Raw genomic sequence first — 20,787 nt, forward strand, 5'->3', positions numbered from 1 at the left:
GAAGTGGAGATTTGGGAGACTTTGTAGGTTTCTTACTGTGGAGAGAGCCTAGGCGCCAAGCGATGGCACCGATATGAAGAGAGCCAGTGACTACAATCGCGTACCACCATCCAAAATCTACTGCTCTGTACCACGGCATTGCAATGCCGACAAGAGTAATGATGGCGATCGTGAATATTGCGTCTATAACCAGCAAAGGGGAGGAAACTGGCTTCTTTAGGGTCTTCCATGCAGACCAGAGCTCGGATGCGGTAATAGCGGCGGGGATTAATGTGAGGAGCATTGTGGTTTCCTAAATCCTCTCGAAAAGCGCTTCTGCGAGGTCTTCAGTTCCTGCTGGTGAGTCATTATTTGCGAAGGCAGCGCGATTTTCCTTCGGGTCAATGATGAGCATTGTGGAGTAACCGTAGGTGCCGCCGTTGTGCCAAAAGCTCTTGCCGTCATCATTCTCTTGCCATCCATAGCTAGTGTCGCCATTTTCCATAAACCATGTAGCGAAAGCTGCCATGTCATGAGCGGTGGACCGAAGAGCTCCCGCTGCGGCGGAGCAACCTTCCATTTCCCAAGGTTCAGCTTCTCGGCCTGCGGCTGTGAGTCCGCGAGGGGCTTCGTCGGGGACGGAACCTGGTGTCATGAGGTAGGTTTCCTTCATTCCGGCGGGCTTTAGGATTCTCTCGTGGAGTAATTGTTCGTATGGCGTATCGGCAGCCGTTTCTAAGGCGTGGCCGAGCAGTGCGTATCCCAAATTGGAATAGGATTCTGTGCCACGATCTGCAAGATCCGATTCGGTTGCTGAATCTACGATGTCTTGTGTGGATACACCTGCGTACGGGTTTGAACCGGTGATGCTAGAGACAGCAGATGAGAAAGTCATGGCTTTTGCCTGTCTGGGTAAACCCGAGGTGTGATCGAGTAGCTCCCGAACTGTTACGTCGGAGACTGGTGAGTCACCGACCTCGAGGACTTCACCCATCGTGGTGTCGAGGTGTATCTTTCTCTCTTCTGCCAGTTGGTGGGCAATTTCTCCGGTGAACATCTTAGTGACAGAACCGATTTCTACCTCGGTGTGTTCATTGGCGCCGAGTCCGGCGAAGGTGGCTTTTCCCTGATCAAGGGTAAAGGCAGTGAGGTTGTTGAAACCAGCTTCCGAGTGTTCCCGTAGGTGTGTGGAGAGTTCTGGATCTCCGGTTGCGGTATCGGCTATCGAGATTCGCTGGGGCCCAACAATGAGTAAGAAGGCGGCCGATACCACGGCTACGACGGCGGCGAGGGCTATTCTGCGCATTAGTGAGCCTCGCTTGCGGTAATGATGGTCAGGAGGGGAATCACTCGGGCAGGGCGAAGTGAGTATTTTCCGCCTGTTTTGGTGGTCCAGCCCGCGCTAGTGAGGGCGCTCAGGTGGTGATAGGCCGTGCCGGTAGACGTGACGATTTCTTCTTCGACAAGTTCTGTGGCGCTGACCGGTGCGGTAAGGAGCCGGCGCAGGATGTCGCCACGAATCGGGTGGGCCAAAGCGGCAAGGCGGTCGAGGTTGTCGGACCAGTCGCCATGTGTAACTGCTTCAGTTGGCCGCTGCCATTGGTAGATATAGGAACTCTCACCGATAGTGAGGTTGCCGCCAAAGATTACGGACCCTTCAGGAAGCTCTTCAGAAGGCTCGAGGGCGTCCGCAAGCCACATGGTGGACTCGCCTGTGGGAGCTTCCGCCTGAGTTGGTGTGGGATTTTCGAGCTTGGCGACGCGCTTCTCGAGGGCTAAAACTCGGGATTCTATAGATTCCATAGTTCTAGAATTCCAAAACTCTAGAACTTTGGCAATGAGTTTAAGAAATTAGCGGCCACGCCGTCGAGACATCCGAGGCATCGCGGCCCTTGCCTTCCAAGTACTTCTTGAAGGCGACGCGGTCCTCGTACCACTTGACGGCTTGGAACTCCATGAGCTCGTTATCATCCATCTGTGCCAGGTTGGGGTAGTGCTGGCGAACCTGCTTCCAGGCCACGCGGGCGGCCGCGAGGGCGTCGGCAGTAGCTTCGTGAGCATTGCCAAGCTCAACGCCGTAGTGCTCGCACACGGCGCCAAGGGTGCGCTTTCCTTTACGCCACTTATCGCTGACACGGTCAATTACGTAGGGGTCATAGACCGGGCCGGTCACCGTAAAATCGCCGGTGAGGCTGCGCAATACGGTGAGATCAAATGCTGCGTTGTAGACGATCAGCGTCAGGCCATCCTCCCATGCGGCTTTAATTGCTTCGACCGTATCCTTCAGCACCTCCTCGTGCGGGCGGCCCTCGGCGCGGGCCTTTTCCGTAGTGATTCCGTGGACATTGGTCGCTTCCTGCGGAATTTCGATTCCGGGATCGGCAAGGTGCTCTACTTTTTGCACATCACGACCGTCAATGCGGACTAGGGCAGAGGTAACAATGCGGGCTTCTTTAGGGTTGGCCGAGGTGGTCTCAAGGTCGAAGGCGAGCATGCGGGAGGCGTCGAAATTCATGATCCATACCTTAGTAGCTAGCCCCGACACGAGGGATAGCTACACTTGGGCAGCGTGACTAATCCAGTTGATCTGCACCGTGAATGGAATGACCTCGCGCAGGAAGTGCGCCGCCACCGCAACCTGTACTACAACGGTGAGCCGGCTATTCCCGACGCCGACTTTGATGCACTTTTCCAGCGCCTTCTTGCGCTAGAAGAAGAGCACCCAGAGCTCGCCGTGCCTGATTCGCCCACCCAGCAGGTGGGTGCTGCCCCGAGCGTCGGCGAAGATATCGAGCACCTTGAGCGCATGATGAGCTTGGACAATGTTTTTAGCGCTGGCGAGATGCAGGATTGGTTGGATAGAACTCCGGCTAAGACCTATCTCACCGAGCTCAAGATTGATGGCTTGTCTATCGACTTGGTTTATCGCAATGGGCGCTTGACCACCGCTGCTACTCGTGGCGACGGCACGGTGGGCGAGGAGATCACCGCCAATGCCCGCGTAATCGAGGATATTCCGCATGAGCTTACGGGAACTGCTGAATACCCTGTCCCAGAGCTTATCGAGATCCGTGGTGAGGTTTACATGCGCCCCGAGGACTTCGAGGAGATCAATGAGGAACGCGCGGCTGATGGCAAAGATAAATTTGCCAACCCGCGCAATGCCGCGGCCGGTGGACTTCGCATGAAGGATTCCGCCGAGGTGAAAAAGCGCCGCCTGAAGATGGTGTGCCACGGCTTGGGCGCGCGCGAGGGATTTTCGCCCACCTCACAGCACGATGCCTATAAGGCGATTGCGGCTTGGGGGCTACCCGTTTCCCCGTATACCAAGCAGGTGCACTCGGCCAAAGAGGTTCAGGACGAGGTAGCGCACTGGGCAGAACACCGCCACGACGCCATCTTTGAAATGGACGGACTCGTGGTCAAGGTGGATGACTTGGCGTCGCAGCGCGCGCTGGGTGCGACTTCCCGCGCACCGCGCTGGGCCATTGCCTACAAGTATCCGCCGGAGGAAGTGACCACGAAGCTCAAAAACATTGAGGTGGGTGTTGGTCGCACCGGGCGAGTAACCCCGTACGCAGTGATGGAGCCAGTCTTCGTTTCCGGATCTACGGTGGAGATGGCTACCCTGCACAACCAATCCGAGGTCAAGCGCAAGGGCGTGCTCATTGGGGATACCGTCATTATCCGCAAGGCGGGCGAAATTATTCCGGAGGTCCTCGGGCCGGTGCGCGAGCAGCGCGATGGTAGCGAGCATGAGTGGACCTTCCCAGAGAACTGTCCTGCGTGCGGCACGAAATTGGCCCCGCAGAAGGACGGCGATGCTGATTGGCGTTGCCCCAATACGCAGTCCTGCCCGGCGCAGCTCTCGGCACGGTTGGAGTATCTGGCCTCCCGCAAGGCGCTGGATATTGAGGCCTTGGGCGAAAAGGGCGCGATGGATCTGATCGACAACGGCATCCTCGTCGATGAGTCGGAGCTCTTTGAGCTCACTGCGAAAAAACTCTTGGCCTCCGATGTCTATACCGCAAAGAAGGACACCAAAGACAAGCGCTCCAAGAAGGAGGGCAACGTCAAGGTCAATACGGCTGGCCAGAATTTGCTAAACAACCTGGAGGAGGTCAAGGGACGCGACTTCTGGCGCGTCTTGGTCTCGCTGTCCATACGTCACGTGGGCCCGATTGCGGCTCGGGCGCTTGCTTCCCGCTATGGATCCATGGACAAGCTGCGCGCTGCGAAGACGGAGGAGCTTGCAGAGGTCGATGGCGTCGGCATGACCATCGCGCAATCCTTCCACGATTGGTTCGAGGTGGATTGGCACCGCACGATTGTGGACAAATGGGCTGCTGCGGGCGTGGCCATGGAGGTAGCGGCCGAGGAACACAAAGAGCAGACCCTCGAGGGCTTGACCATTGTGGTTACCGGCAGCTTGGAGAACTTCACCAGGGATTCCGCGAAAGAAGCTATTGTCTCTCGTGGCGGCAAGGCCACCGGTTCGGTGTCGAAGAAAACCTCCTATCTAGTAGCAGGTGCAAACGCCGGCTCGAAGGAGGATAAAGCTCGCGAGCTGGACATCCCGATTCTCAACGAGTCGCAATTCCAGCAACTACTAGAAACCGGCGAAGTCTAATTCGCTTCACTTACTTCAGGAAGCTGCCCAAGATAGTGCCGATGTGGCCCAAGTGCTCGACCTCGGAGGCGAGGTAGTCAGGGCCGCCGGTTCGCCCCATGGCGATGACCAACCCGGTATCGCCGAGTGGGGCGGCGGCGAGTGCGGAGTCAAGCAGGGACCAGCTTTTCGGCACCCACTCGTCGCGCTCGGGCTGGAGGACGCGGGCGCTTTCGACCTCAATGTCGTGAGGAACGGTGCCGTCATCTTCCGGGGCGGCGTTGGAGGAGGCCAGGCGGCGGATAGGCTCGTTATTGTCAATGACGATGCACCAGGTGGAGGTGAGTGCCTTCGGGATAGCCGCGACAACCTCTTCCATAGCCGCAGTGACATTGGTGGCATGAGCTACGCGCGCGAGCAGCTCGATCTGGCCGCGGCGGTCTACCCGGCCGCTAAACGGGCGGATGGAGTCAATTTCCACACCGTCGACGGAGGAGGCGGCGGTGATAAGCACATCGGCCATGGTGCCTTGGGGCAGCTCAATGACGATGTCGTCCATAACGGTGCCGTCGGGGAAGTTTTCTACGATATCGACCGATTGGATATTGCCGTCGACGAGTCCAAAGGCGTCGGCAAGCTGGCCCAGGCTGCCAGGGGCATCGGGGAGCAGTACACGGATCAAAAAGGACATGGTCTCGCACGCTTTCGGTAGCTTGTAGTCCCAAACATGATACGTGCGTCACAATGCGGGCTTCAAGCAACGCAAATTTGGGGTGACGCGGCAGCCGTCTCGGTAGGTGCAGTACCATGGGTCGTTAGCAATTCACATAGTACATGCATGGTGTGAATATTTTTCACCCGCATGTCGATTATGCAGATAAAGGATGGAGTTCGCGTGTCTGAGATTTCGCGTGATGAGGTAGCCCACCTCGCCAAGCTTTCCCGCCTGGCCCTCAGTGAGGAAGAGCTAGCCCAGTTTGCAACGCAGATTGATGAAATTGTTGATTCCGTTTCCGCTGTAGGAAACGTGGATACCGAGGGTGTGGAGCCGATGAGTCACCCGCACTCCGTGGACGCCCCGATGCGCGAGGACGTTATTGTGCGCACCCTTACTGCAGAACAGGCTTTGGATCAGGCGCCGGCCGTAGAAGATGAGCGCTTCGTCGTGCCACAGATTTTGGGAGGAGAATAAATGTCTAACCTGACCGTTCCTGCGGAGGGCTTGACCTCCCTGACCGCCGCCGAGTTGGCGGAAAAGATTCACTCCCGCGAGATTACCTCCCGCGAGGTTACTCAGGCCTTCCTGGATCGCATCGCAGAGACCAATGAGGAGCTTAATTCCTTCCTGCACGTGGGGGCGGAAGAAGCCCTCGCGGCTGCCGACGCCGTGGATAAGGCTCTCGATGCCGGCCAAGAGCCTGCTTCTGGTCTGGCAGGCGTGCCCCTGGCGCTGAAGGATTTGCTCGTTACCACCGATGCGCCGACCACCGCAGCGTCCAAGATGCTGGAAGGCTACGTTTCTCCCTACGACGCCACCGTGACTAAGCGTCTGCGCGAGGCCGGAATTCCGATCCTGGGCAAGACCAACCTGGACGAATTTGCCATGGGTTCTTCTAATGAGAACTCTGCCTTTGGTCCGGCTCATAACCCTTATGACACCGAGCGCACCCCGGGCGGCTCGGGTGGCGGTACCGCAGCTGCACTCGCTTCCGGCCAAGCGCCACTCGGCATTGGTACCGATACCGGCGGCTCCATCCGCCAGCCAGCCGCGCTGACCAATACTGTGGGTGTTAAGCCAACCTACGGCACCGTGTCCCGCTATGGCCTTATTGCTGCTGCATCTTCCCTGGATCAGGCCGGCCCCTGTGGCCGCACGGTCCTGGATACCGCGCTGTTGCACGAGGTTATCGCTGGCCATGATGCTTTCGATGCGACCTCCGTGGATAAGCCGGTAGCACCGGTTGTCGCCGCCGCACGCGAAGGCGCCAAGGGTGACCTCTCTGGTGTCAAGGTCGGTCTTATTAAGCAATTTGAGCGCGATGGCTGGCAGGAAGGCGTGATGGAGAACTACCACGCTGCCGTCGATCAGCTGCGCGAGCAGGGTGCCGATATTGTTGAGGTTGATTGCCCCCATTTCGATGACGCCCTGGCGGCGTACTACCTGATCATGCCGTGTGAGGTCTCGTCCAACCTAGCCCGCTTCGACGGCATGCGCTACGGACTGCGCGCTGGCGATGACGGCTCCCACTCCGCGGAGCAGGTCATGTCCCAGTCCCGTGCAGAGGGCTTTGGCCCCGAGGTAAAGCGCCGCATCATGCTGGGCACCTATGCGCTGTCCGTTGGCTACTACGACGCCTACTACCTGCAGGCGCAGCGCGTGCGTACCCTCATTGCGCAGGACTTTGCCCGCGCCTTCGAGCAGGTTGACGTGCTCGTTTCCCCGACCACCCCGACTACCGCATTCAAGCTGGGGGAGAAGGCCGAGGATCCGATGGCAATGTACAACTTTGACCTGTGCACCCTGCCGTTGAACCTGGCCGGCCTGTGCGGCATGTCTGTGCCCTCCGGTTTGGCTAGCGATACCAACCTGCCCACCGGCCTGCAGATCATGGCTCCGGCTTTCGAGGATGACCGCCTCTACAAGGTGGGCGCTGCCTACGAGGCTGGCCGCGATAAGTAAAACGCCGCCTGTGGAGTCCCTGACGATTCCATAAGGATTTCTTTACCCCCGTTGAATTTATATTCGGCGGGGGTAAATTATTGGGCATGCATTTCAAAAAGACCGCACTATTTTCGTTGTCCGCCGCTGCACTGATGGGCGCTGGTGCCGCCAACGCCGCGCAGGTCCCCGACATCGATCCGGGGTTTAGCATGACCGCGCCGACTCAGTCTGACCTGATTTCTCCGCTCCCGGAGGGTCCCGAGAAGCTGGAGCCTCACGTGGAAGGCCAGACCATCACCGGCGAGCTCCACTCCGTCAAGGAAGATGGCAAGCTGAGCGTCACCTTTGCCAAGGACCGCACCTTGGTAGTCAATGATGGCTGCAATATCTACACCACTACCTACGAGGTGGCTAAGGACGGCACCATCAGCGTGGGCGAATTCAACTCCACCCGCGCGGCTTGCGACGAGCATACGCAGCAGCTTTCCGACGCCCTTCGTGGCCTCCTCGACTCCAACCCCTCCTTCTATAACCTCCCCGGCGGCACCGTTGCCTTGGGCAGCGAGGATGCTGCGGTTGAGTTCACGGTGGCCAAGTAGAAACTAGCGGCACGCAGGATAAAAGAATGCGCACCATGTCTAGGGACGTGGTGCGCATTGGTGTGGGTGGGGACTATTTGGCGTCGGAAAGCGCATAAGCCGCGCCCGCCGAGGCTGCGGTGACGCTGAGTACCGCCGGCCACGCACCGATCTTCTTGGCCAGCGGGTGGGAGGCGCCGAATGCGCCCACGTAGAGTGCGCACAGGCCGGCGGTGGTAGCCGGGGTGGTTTTCTTGGCCCAAGAGCGCCCCGCCCATACACCGGCAGCGGCGAGGATTACGCCGCCCAGCGGGCGAATGCCGGTCTCGCGGGCGGTGACCCAGCCACCGATAAGGCCGAGGGTGACAGTGGTGGCGGTAGAAACGTCTTGGGGCTTTTTAATATCGATCATGGACATGTGACCAGTCTAGGTCGACATTCCTCGGCCCGCTAGACTCTAAGGCCATGACTGTGGAGACGCATCTGCCGCCCGAGCGCCAAGCATGGCGCGCCATGTTTGCATTGTCCCTCGGATTCTTTGTATCCCTGCTGGACCAATCCATGGTGGCGGTGGCGCTGCCTGACCTGCAACGCGAGCTGAACGCGGGGGTAAACCACACCATGTGGGTATCCGCGGCCTATTTGTTGGCTGTGGTGGTGCCGCTGCTCTTTGCCGGCCGCTTGGGCGATGTTTTAGGCCAGCGCCGGATGTTTTGTTTGGGCGTGGGCATTTTCGGGCTGGGTGCGGTGGCGTGTGCCGTGGCGCCCACTGTGGAAGTGCTCATTGCGGCGCGTGCGGTGCAGGGCGTGGGTGCGTCCCTCCAGATGCCACAGACCATGTCCGTTATCAATCGCATCTTCGCGCGTGAGCGCCGTGGGCGCGCATTGGGCGTGTGGGGCGTCATCGGCTCGGTAGCTGCACTTGCCGGCCCACTCGCCGGTGGCTTTCTGGTCGGGCACTTTGGGTGGCAGGCCGCCTTTTGGATACACGTTCCCTTCGTGGTGCTAGCCATTATCTTCGCGCTGCTGTGGGTGCCTGAGCTACCCACGACCGCGCAGTCTATCGATGCGCCCTCGGCCATCGTTTCGCTCATCGCCTTGGCGGCAATCGTCTTTGGTATTCAGCAGGGCCCGGTGCTTGGCTGGGGATGGACCATTTGGCTGATCCTGCTCGCCGGAGTTGCCGCTAGCGTCTGGTTTATTCGACTGCAGGCAACTGCCCAGGCCCGCGGGTCGAGTCCGCTGGTGCCGCTGGCGCTATTTAGTGACCGCAATTATTTGGCGGGCTCGGTAGGCATCATCGCAATGGGGTTTATGGCTGCCGCGGTGATGCTCCCCATTATGTTGTGGCTGCAGACCATGCAGGGAGTGCCCGCGGGCGAAGCCGGCATCATCGTGGCTCCTATGGCGCTGGTGTCTCTCCTGATATCTCCGCTCGCTGGCATCATGGCGGATTATGTTAACCCGCGGATCCTGGGGGTGTTGGGATTTTCCATCCTGATACTTTCGCTCCTTGCGGCATGGTGGGTCATGCAGGTCGACGCCCTTCCGTGGGTCCTCGGTCTGCCCATTGCCGGGCTCGGCGTGGGACAGTCCTTCATTTGGGGTTCCAACGCAGCTACCACCTTGCGCGATATCTCGCCGGAGCTTATGGGCGCTGCCTCCGGTGTGTATAACACCTCCCGCCAGGTGGGTTCCGTGGTGGGAGTTGCCCTGGTATCCGCAGTTATGCAAACGGGTAACCCAGAGGCGGCAATTATTAATTCGCTGCTCGTCATCGTGGCTGCGCTGGTGGTGGGCCTGGTTTCTGCCCTAGGTTTTAGGGACACTCTGCAGGCCTAAAAATCGCGCGCTAGATTGGTAGATATGCGTCTAGGTGTTTTAACGTCCGGCGGCGATTGCCCCGGCCTCAATGCTGTAATCCGTGCGGTAGTGCGTACCGCGTCCAATGAATTTGGAGATACCGTTGTAGGTTATGAAGACGGCTGGGTCGGTCTGATGGAAGACCGCCGCCGCGATCTTTATGACGATGCGGAAATCGACCGTATTTTGTTGCGCGGCGGCACCATCCTGGGTACCGGCCGCCTGCATCCGGATAAGTTCAAGGCCGGCCTTGACCAGATTAAGTCCAACATGGCGGATGCCGGGGTGGATGCCCTTGTCGCCATCGGTGGTGAAGGTACCCTCAAGGGCGCAAAGTGGCTTTCTGATAACGGCGTGCCAGTAGTGGGCGTGCCGAAGACCATTGATAATGACGTTAACGCCACCGACTACACCTTTGGTTTCGATACCGCCGTTTCTGTGGCCACCGATGCTATCGACCGTCTGCACACCACCGCAGAGTCCCATAACCGCATCCTGATCGTGGAGGTTATGGGCCGCCACGTGGGATGGATTGCCCTGCACGCGGGCATGGCCGGCGGCGCGCACTACACCGTGGTACCGGAAGAGCCCTTTGATATCGCGGAGATTACGAAGGCGATGGAACGCCGCTTCCAGATGGGCGAGAAGTACGGCATTATCTGCGTGGCAGAAGGCGCCCTCCCGAAGGAGGGGACTATGGACTTCGAGGCCGGCGGCGTCGATCAGTTTGGGCACCAGACTTTCAACGGCATCGGCCAGGTAATCGGCGATGAAATCAAGGCACGCACCGGGTATGACGTGCGTACGACCGTGCTGGGGCATATCCAGCGCGGCGGCACGCCGACGGCCTATGACCGCGTGCTTGCTACTCGCTACGGCGTGCACGCAGCGCGCGCCATCCACGAAGGCAAGTCTGGCATGTGTGTTGCCCTCCATGGTGAGGATATTGACCTCGTCCCGTTGGAAGATGCCGTGGGTACGCTGAAGACGGTACCGGAATCGCGTTATCGCAACGCCCAGGCGCTCTTTGGCTAGAGGCATACTGCGTTCCGAATATTAAGATAGCGCTCCCACTGAGTGGGAGCGTATTCTTTTGCCTATGAGTATCGATAGTATGACAGATAATCGGGTGGAGGCGAACGCTGCGCCCTCCTCAGCACAAGACCGTCAAGCACTTATTGCAGCGCTAGGCTTTCCCGTGCTCGTGATTATCGGTGGCGTGGTGGGATACCTCGCGCCAGAGACCGCAGCTTCCTTCGCCCCGCAGGTCACCCCGCTGCTGGGTATTGTCATGTTCGGTATGGGCCTAACCCTCAAGCCGGTGGATTTTGCCTTGGTGGCTCGCCGTCCGCTGCCCGTTCTCATCGGAGTGTTGGCGCAGTTCGTCATCATGCCGCTGGTGGCGCTGCTGGTGGTCGCGGTGATGGATCTTCCCCATGCTGTAGCTGCCGGTGTCATCCTGGTGGGCTGCGCGCCCGGCGGCACGAGTTCCAACGTGGTGTCTTATCTTGCACGCGGTGATGTGGCTCTGTCGGTGACCATGACGTCCATTTCCACCCTGTTGGCGCCGGTCCTTACCCCAGTGCTGACCTTGTGGCTGGCAGGGGAGTACATGCCGGTCTCTGCCTCCGCCATGGCGTGGTCCATTGTGAAGGTCGTGCTCATTCCGGTTGTCGCCGGCATTCTCATCGGAATGCTGGTTCCGCGCGTGGTGGCAAAGATTAACGCGGCGCTGCCGTGGATCTCGGTTGCGGCCATTTCGGCCCTTGTGTGCATCGTGGTCGGCGGCGCGCACGACACCATCGCTACCGCAGGCGTACTCGTCTTCGCCGCAGTGGTAATCCACAACGGCTGCGGCTACGGCTTTGGCTACCTGGCCGGAATGCTGACCAAGCAGCCGATCGCCGCGCGGCGCACCATGGCCGTCGAGGTGGGCATGCAAAACTCCGGCTTGGCCACCTCCCTGGCATCGACCTATATGAACCCATTGGCCGCCCTGCCAGGTGCCGTCTTTTCGGTGTGGCACAACCTCTCTGGTGCGGTGCTGGCAGCCATCTGCCGCTATTCGGATTCCCGGAAGTAGGACCGGGAACCCGCTATAAATTAATCGTGACCGCAGGATAGGATTCGTCTACAAACCAGGGTTCTTTCTGCACGGTCAGGGGTGGCTGGCCTTGCTCGAAAGATAGGGTGTCGCCGTCTTTGACGGTGGCGCCCTGGAGCACGTGGTCTGCGATATTGGCCAGCTTGTAATACAGATCGGTGGGATCCATGGATTCGGTGGCCGCCTGGATTTCGGGGTGTCCGGCTTGGACCAGCCCAACGGTATAGCCCAAGATTTTGTTTTCTTTTTGGGTAAGCCACACCGGAGCGATGTGCATTGGGGCAAGGTTGTCTCGAACGGCCTCGAGGAATGTATTCGGCGCAATGGATACGTTTCCGCGGGGGTTGTGAACAATCAAGCAGTCGGGGTGCTCGGCTACCACCGCAGTGGCCTTGGAGAGCAGTTCAAGGTGATCGCGGCGGGCCTCGCGGAATTGCTTCGCGCGATCATGTTCGGTCTCTTGGGGAAGCACGGACACGAGGATTTGTGCGGTGGCAGAATCGAGGCCGCGGGCATCCGCGCTCAAAATGGGGTGGAGGCCATAGCTATCGCGAGTGGGAGGGGTATCGACGGCTTGGTAGTGCAATAGGAAGGAATCATCAAGCTCGACCATGATGCTTCCCGGATTCTTGCCCGGCATGATATCTCCCAGGCGATCGCCAAAAGTGGTGGTCAGGCGTTCGCTTACCTCCTCAGGGGTAGGGGCAGTGCGGAAGACTGCGATGTTGATCAAAGGGGCATCGATAAGCGCGGCATCAACGCTATGTGGTGTAGTCATAATATTCAGCTTAGGGGCGTGAGCGCGCGGGCGCATCGACGTATTAAGATGGCACGCATGACTGCTGCGATGTATGACCTGATGGACTTCGATGAGGTCCTAGAAAAGTTCGAACCGGTAATGGGCATGGAAGTCCACGTAGAGCTGGATACGGAAACCAAGATGTTTTCTACCTCTCCTACGAACTTCAACGCAGCGCCTAATTCCAACGTTGACCCGGTCTCCCTGGGCCTGCCCGGTGCGCTGCCGGTAGTTAACTCCAAGGGCGTGGAGGGCGCCATCAAGATTGGCCTGGCGCTTAATTGCTCCATTGCGGAGTCCTCTCGCTTTGCCCGCAAGAATTACTTTTACCCGGACCAGCCGAAGAACTATCAGATTTCCCAGTACGACGAGCCGATTGCCTATGACGGCTACCTGGACGTTGTACTGGAAGACGGCACCGAGTGGCGCGTGGAAATCGAGCGTGCCCACATGGAGGAAGACACCGGCAAGCTGACCCACCTCGGTGGTGCAGACGGCCGTATTCACGGCGCCACGGCATCCCTGGTGGATTGTAACCGTGCGGGCATTCCTCTCATTGAGATCGTTACCAAGCCGATCATTGGCGCCGGTGAGCGCGCGCCCGAGGTGGCTAAGGCCTACGTTTCCGCGCTGCGTGAGCTCGTTGCAGCCTTGGGCGTTTCCGACGCCCGCATGGATCAAGGCTCTATGCGTGTGGACTCCAACCTATCCCTGCGCCCGGTGGGCCAGGAAGAGTTTGGTACCCGCACCGAGACCAAGAACATTAACTCCCTGCGTTCCGTGGAGCAGGCGGTTCGCTTCGAAATGCAGCGCCAGGCGCAGGTGCTCGAAGATGGCGGCACCATTGATCAGGAAACCCGCCACTATCAAGAGGCCGACGGCACCACCTCCAAAGGTCGTCCAAAGGAGACGGCGGAGGACTACCGTTACTTCAACGATCCGGACCTGCCGCCGGTCATCGCACCGCGCGAGTGGGTAGAAGAGCTGCGCCAGACCCTTCCGGAGCTGCCATGGGTGCGCCGTGCGCGCATCCAGGAAGAGTGGGGCATTAAGGATGAGGAGATGCGCGACTTGGTCAACGCCGGCGCCCTCGACCTCATCGTGGATACCGTTGAGGCCGGCGCGAAGCCGGACGAGGCGCGCTCCTGGTGGGTTTCCTACCTGGCCGGCAAGGCCAACGAGCAGGAGACCGATCTTGCTGGTCTGTCCATTACCCCGCAGCACGTGGCGCGCGTTATCGCGCTCGTCAATGAGGGCAAGCTGACCACCAAGCTCGCACGCAAGGCCGTTGATGGTGTGTTGGCGGGCGAGGGTGACGTCGACGAGGTCGTCGAGAAGCGCGGCTTGGAGGTTGTGCGCGATGACGGCGCCATCGAGAAGGCCGTAGATGACGCGCTGGCCGCCAACCCGGACATCGTGGAAAAGTACCGTGCCGGCAATAAGAAGGTCACCGGTGCCATCGTGGGTGCGGTCATGAAGGCCACCCAGGGCAAGGCCGATCCGGGCCAGGTCAATAAGCTCATCGCAGAGAAGCTGAACTAAGACCCCCACATAGCCAGCCGCGTTTATCCCTCTTCAACCGAAGGGACGTGGCTGGCTTTTTGGTTTTCCTTCCCTGCCGGAACTGGTGATAATTTTCGTTAGGCGAGGTCAGTGGGGTTAAGCGTAGGGTCGTGGGCATGACAATTAAGAGCAAAGTATTGCAAAAGGAAAGCCCTGAAGCTCCATTCAAGGTCGTAGAAATTGAGCGCCGCGATCCGCGCGAAGACGACGTGGTCATTGATATCAAGGCTGCGGGCATCTGCCACTCCGATATTCACACCATCCGCAACGAATGGGGTCAAGCCCACTTCCCGCTGACGGTGGGCCACGAGATTGCCGGCGTCGTGGAAGCCGTGGGCGATAAGGTCACGAAGTTTAAAGTCGGCGACCGCGTTGGCGTTGGCTGCCTGGTCAACTCCTGTGGCGAGTGCGAACAGTGTCGCAACGGACAGGAGCAGAACTGCCTGAATGGCAATGTGGGCACCTATAACTCCGAAGACGTAGATGGCACCATTACCCAAGGCGGCTACGCCCAGAAGGTAGTCGTCAACGAAAACTTTGTGTGCACCATTCCGGAGGGTATCGACTTTGATGTCGCAGCCCCGCTGCTGTGCGCCGGAATCACCACCTATTCGCCGCTGGCTCGCTGGCAGGTCAAGGAAGGCGACAAGGTTGCCGTAGTGGGCCTAGGCGGCTTGGGTCACATGGGTGTGCAGATCGCTGCGGCAAAGGGTGCGGAAGTAACCGTAATTTCCCGCTCCCTGCGCAAGGAAAAGGAAGCCTATGAGCTGGGTGCGAAGCATATTCTGGCCACCGGTGAAGAGGAAGACTTCTTTGCCAACCACCGCGGCGAATTCGATGTCATCCTGTCCACCATTTCTGCCCAGTACTCCCTCGATGACTATCTGCAGCTACTGAAGCCGCGCGGCATCATGTCCGTTGTCGGACTTCCGCCGGAGGAGCTGGGGATCCATATGAGCAGCCTCGTCGGCGGCGGCAAGGTGCTTACGGGCAATAACATCGGCGGCATTGCAGAGACCCAGGAGATGCTGGACTTCTGTGCCGAGCACGGTATCGGCGCCGTCATTGAAAAGATCGGCGTTAACGATGTTGATGACGCCTATGAGCGCGTGGTGGCAGGCGATGTAAAGTTCCGCTTCGTGATTGATACCGCGACCTTCGACGACTAAAGCGTTAGGTTGATTTCGCCTAATCACCAAATGTGATTTATCACAACATCGGTATGTGTCAGTAGGTGTTTAACGGGTCACTTACGTACCATTCCTTAAGGAACGCATACCGGTGTTGTGGGACCCACGTGCTGGGGAGTGGGGGACAAGGGGCCGCGCGCACCAGTATGCGAGAGATATTCGCTACAAAAGTTAGGCAACCGTGTCTTCTAAAAACATTATCGCCATTGCCATGTCCTTCGTGGGCTTGTTGGTGGGCGCCGGCTTTGCCACGGGCCAAGAGGTGGTGCAGTACTTCACTGCCTTTGGTTCTTGGGGTATTCCCGGCATCATTATCGCCGCACTCATCATGACCCTTGCCGGTACCGTGTTCTTGCAGCTGGGCAGTTACTTCCACGCTTCTGAGCACAACACCGTTTTCCGCAATGTCACCCACCCGATCGTCTCCAAGTTGCTGGACATCGCGGTCATCATCACCCTCTTTGCTATTGGCTTTGTGATGTTGGCTGGCGCGGGTTCCAATATGGAGCAGCAATTTGGCTGGAAGACTTGGATCGGCTCCACGCTCATGCTGGTCTTGGTTTTGATTGTCGGCATGCTCGACGTGGACAAGGTATCCAAGGTTATTGGTGCCGTAACGCCGACCATCATCATTGCGGTCATCGGCGTGGCCATCTACACCGGCCTCAATATGCCGGATGACATCGGCGCCGCTATGGACGCCTCCAGCCAGATCGACACCCCGATTGGTAACTGGCTCATTTCCGCACTCAATTACAACGGCCTGGCGCTGATGCTCGCCGTGTCCATGTCCCTGGTTATCGGTGGCGACAATATCAGCCCACGCGAGGCCGGTTGGGGCGGCGTTGTAGGCGGCGTCATCTACTCCATCATGATGGGCCTTGCCGGATTCTCCTTGCTGATGAACTCGGACAAGGCACAAGGCTCCGATATTCCGATGCTGTCTTTGGTAGATAGCGTTAACCCGACGCTCGGCTCCATCATGGCGGTCATCATTTACATGATGATCTTCAATACCGCTATCGGCATGTTCTACGCGCTGGGCAAGCGCCTATCTGCCGGCCATGAGAAGCGCTTCCCGGTTATCTTTATCGTTGGCTGCTTGGCCGGGTTCGCCGTGTCCTTCGCCGGCTTTAAGACCCTGATGAACTACATCTACCCAGTCATCGGCTACATGGGCATTCTGATGGTGGCCATCTTGGTCTTTGCTTGGTTCCGCAGCCAGTCTCAAATCCAGGATGAGGCTGTGCGCCGTGAGCGCGTGCGTGCCCTCATGCACCTGAAGCTGCACCCAGACAAGGACTACGACGCCGAGCGCTACGACGATGAGATTGGCCAGCACATCGAGGACTCCAATATGGACAATGAGGCCCTCTACGATGAGCTGGTGGAGGAAGTCACCGAAGAGCTCGATGGTGACGACGACGTGGACTTTGACAAGGAAAAGTACGAAGAAAACCGCCACGACCACTCTTACTACACCGAGCGTGATGCGGTAGAAACTGACCGCACCCCGGAAGAAATTGAAAAGTGGGTCGAAGAAACCGGCGCATCCGGCGACCCTGAGGAAGATGAGGAGCTACCAAAGGCTGACAATTCCAAGAATTAAGCGGACAATGGGGTGCTATGAGTATCTATGCACCCGCATCTGACCGTTATGATTCGATGGAGTACCGCCGAGTAGGCAACTCTGGGCTGAAGCTGCCGGCCATTTCCCTTGGCCTATGGCAGAACTTCGGTGACGACCGTCCCCTGGCCACGCAGCGCGACATCCTGCGCGCGGCGTATGACCGGGGGATTACTCATTTCGATTTGGCCAATAACTATGGCCCTGAACCAGGTGCCGCCGAGGACAACTTCGGACGCATCTTCGCCCGCGATTTCCGCCCCTTCCGCGATGAAATGATCATTTCCTCCAAGGCCGGCTGGGTGATGAATGATTCGCCCTACGGCTTTGGTGGCTCCCGCAAGTACTTGGTGAGCTCCTTGGACGCTTCCCTGAAGCGCATGGGCTTAGATTATGTGGACATCTTCTACCACCACCGCCCGGACCCGGATACCCCGCTGGAGGAGACCTTGTACGCGCTGCGCGATATCGTAGCTTCCGGCAAGGCGCTGTATGTGGGCATTTCTTCCTATGGCCCGGAGCTCACCGCAGAGGCCGTGGAGTTTATGGAAGATGAAGGCTGCCCGTTGCTGATTCATCAGCCCAGCTATTCCATTTTGAACCGCTGGATTGAGCGCCCGGGCGAAGACGGCGAGTCGCTGCTTGATGTTACGGCGCGCAGCGGCCTAGGCGTCATCGGCTTCGGCCCGTTGGCGCAGGGCATGCTGACGGACCGCTATATCGACGGCATCCCCGCAGATTCGCGTGCGGCGAAGAATAAGACCCTGGAAAAGGACTGGCTCAATAAGGAAAACCTTTCCATGATCCGCTCGCTCAACGATATTGCAGGCCAGCGTGGGCAGTCTCTGGCACAGATGGCTATCTCGTGGGTGCTGCGTGATCAAGGTGATCGCACGCTTACCTCGGCGCTGTTGGGTGCTTCTTCGGTGGAGCAGCTCGAACACAATCTGGGCGCGCTGGATCACCTTGACTTCAGCGCGGAGGAGCTGGCTGCGATTGACGACGCCGCCCATGACGCCGGCATCAATCGCTGGGCCGGCGCCACTGCGTCGCGCGTGCGCGGCAACTAGGCGGGCGGAATCCCGGCCCTAGAGCAGGAGCAACTTGAGCGTTAGGCCAATCATGATGACGCCGATGCCGAAGTTAATCCAGCGCCACACTGTGGGCCGGGACAGCACGTGGGAAAAGCGCGCCGCTCCAAAGCCGATGAAGGGGAACCAAGTGAAGCTGGCGCAGATTGCACCCACGGCGAAAAGCCAGCGCCCCGATTCGCCATATTGATTAGCGATGCTGCCGAGCATGACCACTACGTCCACGTAGGCGCCTGGGTTAAGCCACGTTAAGGCCAGGGCGGTAAGCAGCGGCTTAACCCAGGAGGGGGATCGCTTGATCTCGACGCGAGTTGCGGTCTTGGTCGTGTTGCGTGCCTGAGAGCCATCGAAGGAAGCGACTTCCTGCGGTACCTTCGGCTGCGTGGATTCCACCTCGATGGCCTCGCCTTTGGTCTTGAGCGCATCGCGGAAGCAGGTAAAGGTGAAATATGCCAGGTAAGCGGCGCCAACATATTTCAAAACCTGCAGGGCGTTGGGGAACTTTTCTACCAAATAGCCCACGCCGGCCGTGCCGGAGGTGATCAGGATGACGTCGGAAAGCGCGCAGACGACAATGATGAGGCCAATGTGGTCGCGGCGGATGCCGTATTTGAGCAGCATGGCATTTTGCGGACCGACGGCCACGATGAGCGATAATCCCAGGAAGAAACCAGCAAGCACGATGGACATGCCTTCTAGTGTGAATTGCCGGCCTGAATTAGTCCAGTTAATGAATCTACAGTTGGTTTAGAATAGCTTCATGAACCCGGTGCACCTAGAAACATTGCTCGCCATCGTGGACGAAGGCAGCTTCGATGTTGCCGCAGCCGTGCTCGGTATATCGCCGTCTGCGGTAAGTCAACGAATCAAGGCCCTAGAATCGAGCACCGGTCGAGTGCTCCTTCGCCGTGCCACTCCGGTAACCGCGACAGAAGCGGGGGAGATCCTGGTGCAATCCGCACGCCGTATGGCGTTGGTGCAGGCCGAAACGGACGCGCGCCTGGGCCACCGCCTAGCCCGGGTCCCGCTCTCTGTTGCAGTGAACTCGGATTCCCTAGCGACATGGTTTCGTAGGGTCCTTAGTGATACCGCGCGGCGGGGCGATGTCGCCCTGCGCATCCGGATTGAGGATGAGGCGCGCACCTTAGCCAAGCTGCGGCGGGGCGATGTGCTTGGCGCGGTGACGAGGGAAGCCACACCGGTCTCGGGCTGCGAGTCTAGCTTCTTAGGTACGATGCGCTACTTCCCAGTCGCGGCACCACATATTGCAGAAAGCTTCCATAATGGCCACCTGACCTGGGAAACTATGCCCCTTGTTGGCTATGGTCCCAACGATCAGGTGCTGGATGATGCGATGCGGGAGCGCTTCATTGATTCGGCCGTGGTGCGTGCCCGGGTATCGCAGATTCCCTCTTCCGAGGGCTACCTCGAGGCCGTTCGCGTTGGTCTGGGGTGGGGACTTCTGCCCCAGGCCCAAGCGTTGCCCCTATTGGCGGCAAAAGAGCTGGTGCTTCTCGACGACTCCCCGCTCGATATCGACCTTTACTGGCAGCGTTGGCGCTTGGAATCAGAGGTTTTGAGCGAACTTACGCGTTCGGTTCTCGAGGCTGCGAGCGACTTGGTGGCCACATAGCGCGCAAGCTGGTGCGGCGCGCCGTGGTGGGTACCACAAAAGTGCAGGCACGTGCCCTAAGTTGGAGCTATGAGCGATAAGCAGCAACCGGATAAAGCCACCCCGTTTGATGAGGATATGGACGTGCCTACCTACAACGCGAAGCCCGCTAGTAAGGATTCTGCTTCCGGCCAGGGAAAGTCGAAGCCCGGCCTTTTCGAGCGCGCCGGCCGCGCTGAGCCGCAGGAGATCAAGCCTTCCCAGGCGCAGCAGGACCACCCTGAAACCGAGGTGCTGTCCTATTCCAGTGCCAATGAAGCCGCACGTCAGGACAGTGGCGCCGGCGAAGAGACCGTAGCCTTCGCGCAACCGGAGTCCACCACGCCGGCTAGCGCAGAGCAAGAAACGGCACTTGCTACTGCCGACGCCCCCGTAGAGAGCACCCTCAGCACCGAAACCGCGGAGGATCGCGAGGCACGCCTGCAGGCAGAGCAGGAGGAAAAGGAAGGCTACCAACGCTATGGTCGCCGCGGCACCATCGACTTCGGCCTGTTTTTCATCCGCTTGGCGCTGAGCGCTTACCTTATCGTCGCGGGAGCAAAGACCTTCTTCACGCTTGGCGATAGCGAGGGCTTGTCCGGCCTGGAAGGCGATTTTGCCAACTATGCCTGGGATACCGCACTGTCTATCGCGGTGCCGACCATGCAGCTTATCGCTGGTGTGTTCTTGCTGCTCGGCCTCATTACGCCGCTGGCGGCCATGATTGGTCTGGTAGTGACCGGCTTTACCGCCGTCCACGAGCTCGCCCAGACCGATGCTGGCCTGGATGTCTTTAGCTGGCCGGAATCCGTATGGCTTTCCTTGATCCTCTTTGTCATCGCAGTAGGCCTGCAGTTTACTGGCCCAGGCTTTATCTCCCTAGACTTCAAGCGCTCCTGGGCGCGCCGCCCGCTGGGTACTTCCTGGGCCTTTGTTCTCATCGGCATCGCCATCCTCGCCGCCCTCTGGTTCTTCGGCGCAGGCGTTAATCCGCTGAACTAATCGCCAATAGCTGTCCGTCGCAATTGCGGCGGATTTTCTTTTGCTCTTGCTTTCCATGGCGGAAAGTAT

General features: G+C 58.9%; 20 protein-coding genes. 13 read left to right on the top strand and 7 right to left on the bottom strand.

Features of this window, described 5'->3' with window-relative positions; translation table 11 throughout:
• Nucleotides 1-292: 292 nt before the first annotated feature.
• From CORTU0001_RS04335 to CORTU0001_RS04345, 3 genes are read right to left on the bottom strand one after another with little or no spacing between them, the layout of a single operon-like run.
• Nucleotides 293-1,285, bottom strand: a complete 993-nt coding sequence (locus CORTU0001_RS04335) for a serine hydrolase domain-containing protein (protein ID WP_005327674.1) — start codon at nucleotides 1,283-1,285, stop codon at nucleotides 293-295.
• On the bottom strand, nucleotides 1,285-1,782 hold the full coding sequence (locus tag CORTU0001_RS04340) for an ArsR/SmtB family transcription factor (protein WP_005327675.1): 498 nt from the start codon (nucleotides 1,780-1,782) through the stop codon (nucleotides 1,285-1,287). The genes CORTU0001_RS04335 and CORTU0001_RS04340 overlap by 1 nt, the downstream gene beginning before the upstream one ends.
• A gap of 40 nt (nucleotides 1,783-1,822) precedes the next feature.
• Nucleotides 1,823-2,494 (bottom strand): 3'-5' exonuclease, encoded by a 672-nt coding sequence (locus CORTU0001_RS04345; RefSeq protein WP_005327677.1) that lies wholly within the window; start codon nucleotides 2,492-2,494, stop codon nucleotides 1,823-1,825.
• Nucleotides 2,495-2,539: 45 nt separating this feature from the next.
• Between CORTU0001_RS04345 and ligA the strand changes: the two genes are divergently transcribed.
• On the top strand, nucleotides 2,540-4,609 hold the full coding sequence (gene ligA / locus CORTU0001_RS04350) for an NAD-dependent DNA ligase LigA (RefSeq protein ID WP_005327679.1): 2,070 nt from the start codon (nucleotides 2,540-2,542) through the stop codon (nucleotides 4,607-4,609).
• A gap of 10 nt (nucleotides 4,610-4,619) precedes the next feature.
• On the opposite strand, the gene CORTU0001_RS04355 is transcribed toward ligA, so the two are convergent.
• On the bottom strand, nucleotides 4,620-5,279 hold the full coding sequence (locus CORTU0001_RS04355) for an ACT domain-containing protein (protein WP_005327680.1): 660 nt from the start codon (nucleotides 5,277-5,279) through the stop codon (nucleotides 4,620-4,622).
• Nucleotides 5,280-5,459: 180 nt separating this feature from the next.
• Here CORTU0001_RS04355 and gatC point away from each other — a divergent pair, with 180 nt between their 5' ends.
• The 3 genes from gatC to CORTU0001_RS04370 all read left to right on the top strand — a co-directional run bounded on the left by gatC (nucleotide 5,460) and on the right by CORTU0001_RS04370 (nucleotide 7,849).
• Nucleotides 5,460-5,780 (top strand): Asp-tRNA(Asn)/Glu-tRNA(Gln) amidotransferase subunit GatC, encoded by a 321-nt coding sequence (gene gatC, locus CORTU0001_RS04360; protein ID WP_218840749.1) that lies wholly within the window; start codon nucleotides 5,460-5,462, stop codon nucleotides 5,778-5,780.
• On the top strand, nucleotides 5,781-7,268 hold the full coding sequence (gene gatA / locus CORTU0001_RS04365) for an Asp-tRNA(Asn)/Glu-tRNA(Gln) amidotransferase subunit GatA (RefSeq protein WP_005327682.1): 1,488 nt from the start codon (nucleotides 5,781-5,783) through the stop codon (nucleotides 7,266-7,268).
• Between the two features lie 86 nt (nucleotides 7,269-7,354).
• Nucleotides 7,355-7,849, top strand: coding sequence for an META domain-containing protein (locus tag CORTU0001_RS04370; protein WP_005327683.1), 495 nt, complete (start codon nucleotides 7,355-7,357; stop codon nucleotides 7,847-7,849).
• A 73-nt stretch (nucleotides 7,850-7,922) separates the two neighbouring features.
• On the opposite strand, the gene CORTU0001_RS04375 is transcribed toward CORTU0001_RS04370, so the two are convergent.
• Nucleotides 7,923-8,246 (bottom strand): hypothetical protein, encoded by a 324-nt coding sequence (locus CORTU0001_RS04375; RefSeq protein ID WP_005323344.1) that lies wholly within the window; start codon nucleotides 8,244-8,246, stop codon nucleotides 7,923-7,925.
• Nucleotides 8,247-8,293: 47 nt separating this feature from the next.
• On the opposite strand from CORTU0001_RS04375, the gene CORTU0001_RS04380 reads away from it, so the two are divergent.
• From CORTU0001_RS04380 to CORTU0001_RS04390, 3 genes are all read left to right on the top strand, one after another.
• Nucleotides 8,294-9,670: an MFS transporter gene (locus CORTU0001_RS04380; protein WP_034668144.1), complete on the top strand. Its 1,377-nt coding sequence runs from the start codon at nucleotides 8,294-8,296 to the stop codon at nucleotides 9,668-9,670.
• Nucleotides 9,671-9,694: 24 nt separating this feature from the next.
• Nucleotides 9,695-10,726 carry an ATP-dependent 6-phosphofructokinase gene (locus tag CORTU0001_RS04385; RefSeq protein ID WP_005327686.1) on the top strand — a complete coding sequence of 344 codons (1,032 nt, stop codon included), beginning with the start codon at nucleotides 9,695-9,697 and terminating at the stop codon, nucleotides 10,724-10,726.
• Between the two features lie 79 nt (nucleotides 10,727-10,805).
• Complete coding sequence (locus CORTU0001_RS04390) at nucleotides 10,806-11,774, top strand: bile acid:sodium symporter family protein (RefSeq protein WP_005327687.1); 969 nt, start codon at nucleotides 10,806-10,808, stop codon at nucleotides 11,772-11,774.
• 13 nt (nucleotides 11,775-11,787) lie between these two features.
• Here CORTU0001_RS04390 and CORTU0001_RS04395 read toward each other — a convergent pair whose 3' ends face one another.
• The gene (locus CORTU0001_RS04395) at nucleotides 11,788-12,573 is read right to left on the bottom strand and encodes a DUF4261 domain-containing protein (RefSeq protein ID WP_005327688.1); all 786 of its coding nucleotides are present in this window, start codon (nucleotides 12,571-12,573) and stop codon (nucleotides 11,788-11,790) included.
• 57 nt (nucleotides 12,574-12,630) lie between these two features.
• Between CORTU0001_RS04395 and gatB the strand changes: the two genes are divergently transcribed.
• From gatB to CORTU0001_RS04415, 4 genes are all read left to right on the top strand, one after another.
• On the top strand, nucleotides 12,631-14,136 hold the full coding sequence (gene gatB, locus CORTU0001_RS04400) for an Asp-tRNA(Asn)/Glu-tRNA(Gln) amidotransferase subunit GatB (RefSeq protein WP_034668145.1): 1,506 nt from the start codon (nucleotides 12,631-12,633) through the stop codon (nucleotides 14,134-14,136).
• A 137-nt stretch (nucleotides 14,137-14,273) separates the two neighbouring features.
• Nucleotides 14,274-15,326 (top strand): NAD(P)-dependent alcohol dehydrogenase, encoded by a 1,053-nt coding sequence (locus CORTU0001_RS04405; protein ID WP_005327690.1) that lies wholly within the window; start codon nucleotides 14,274-14,276, stop codon nucleotides 15,324-15,326.
• A 202-nt stretch (nucleotides 15,327-15,528) separates the two neighbouring features.
• Nucleotides 15,529-16,956, top strand: a complete 1,428-nt coding sequence (locus CORTU0001_RS04410) for a YkvI family membrane protein (protein ID WP_005327691.1) — start codon at nucleotides 15,529-15,531, stop codon at nucleotides 16,954-16,956.
• 17 nt (nucleotides 16,957-16,973) lie between these two features.
• Nucleotides 16,974-18,044 carry an aldo/keto reductase gene (locus CORTU0001_RS04415; RefSeq protein WP_005327693.1) on the top strand — a complete coding sequence of 357 codons (1,071 nt, stop codon included), beginning with the start codon at nucleotides 16,974-16,976 and terminating at the stop codon, nucleotides 18,042-18,044.
• 18 nt (nucleotides 18,045-18,062) lie between these two features.
• Here the strand turns inward: CORTU0001_RS04415 and CORTU0001_RS04420 are convergent, their stop codons facing one another.
• On the bottom strand, nucleotides 18,063-18,755 hold the full coding sequence (locus tag CORTU0001_RS04420; protein WP_005327702.1) for a LysE/ArgO family amino acid transporter: 693 nt from the start codon (nucleotides 18,753-18,755) through the stop codon (nucleotides 18,063-18,065).
• A 70-nt stretch (nucleotides 18,756-18,825) separates the two neighbouring features.
• Between CORTU0001_RS04420 and CORTU0001_RS04425 the strand changes: the two genes are divergently transcribed.
• Both CORTU0001_RS04425 and CORTU0001_RS04430 read left to right on the top strand, forming a co-directional pair.
• The gene (locus CORTU0001_RS04425) at nucleotides 18,826-19,698 is read left to right on the top strand and encodes a LysR family transcriptional regulator ArgP (RefSeq protein ID WP_005327703.1); all 873 of its coding nucleotides are present in this window, start codon (nucleotides 18,826-18,828) and stop codon (nucleotides 19,696-19,698) included.
• A 69-nt stretch (nucleotides 19,699-19,767) separates the two neighbouring features.
• Nucleotides 19,768-20,718 carry a DoxX family protein gene (locus tag CORTU0001_RS04430; protein ID WP_005327705.1) on the top strand — a complete coding sequence of 317 codons (951 nt, stop codon included), beginning with the start codon at nucleotides 19,768-19,770 and terminating at the stop codon, nucleotides 20,716-20,718.
• The last annotated feature ends 69 nt before the right edge of the window (nucleotides 20,719-20,787 follow it).

The sequence above is a fragment of the Corynebacterium tuberculostearicum SK141 genome (assembly GCF_000175635.1).
Classification (GTDB): domain Bacteria; phylum Actinomycetota; class Actinomycetes; order Mycobacteriales; family Mycobacteriaceae; genus Corynebacterium; species Corynebacterium tuberculostearicum_C.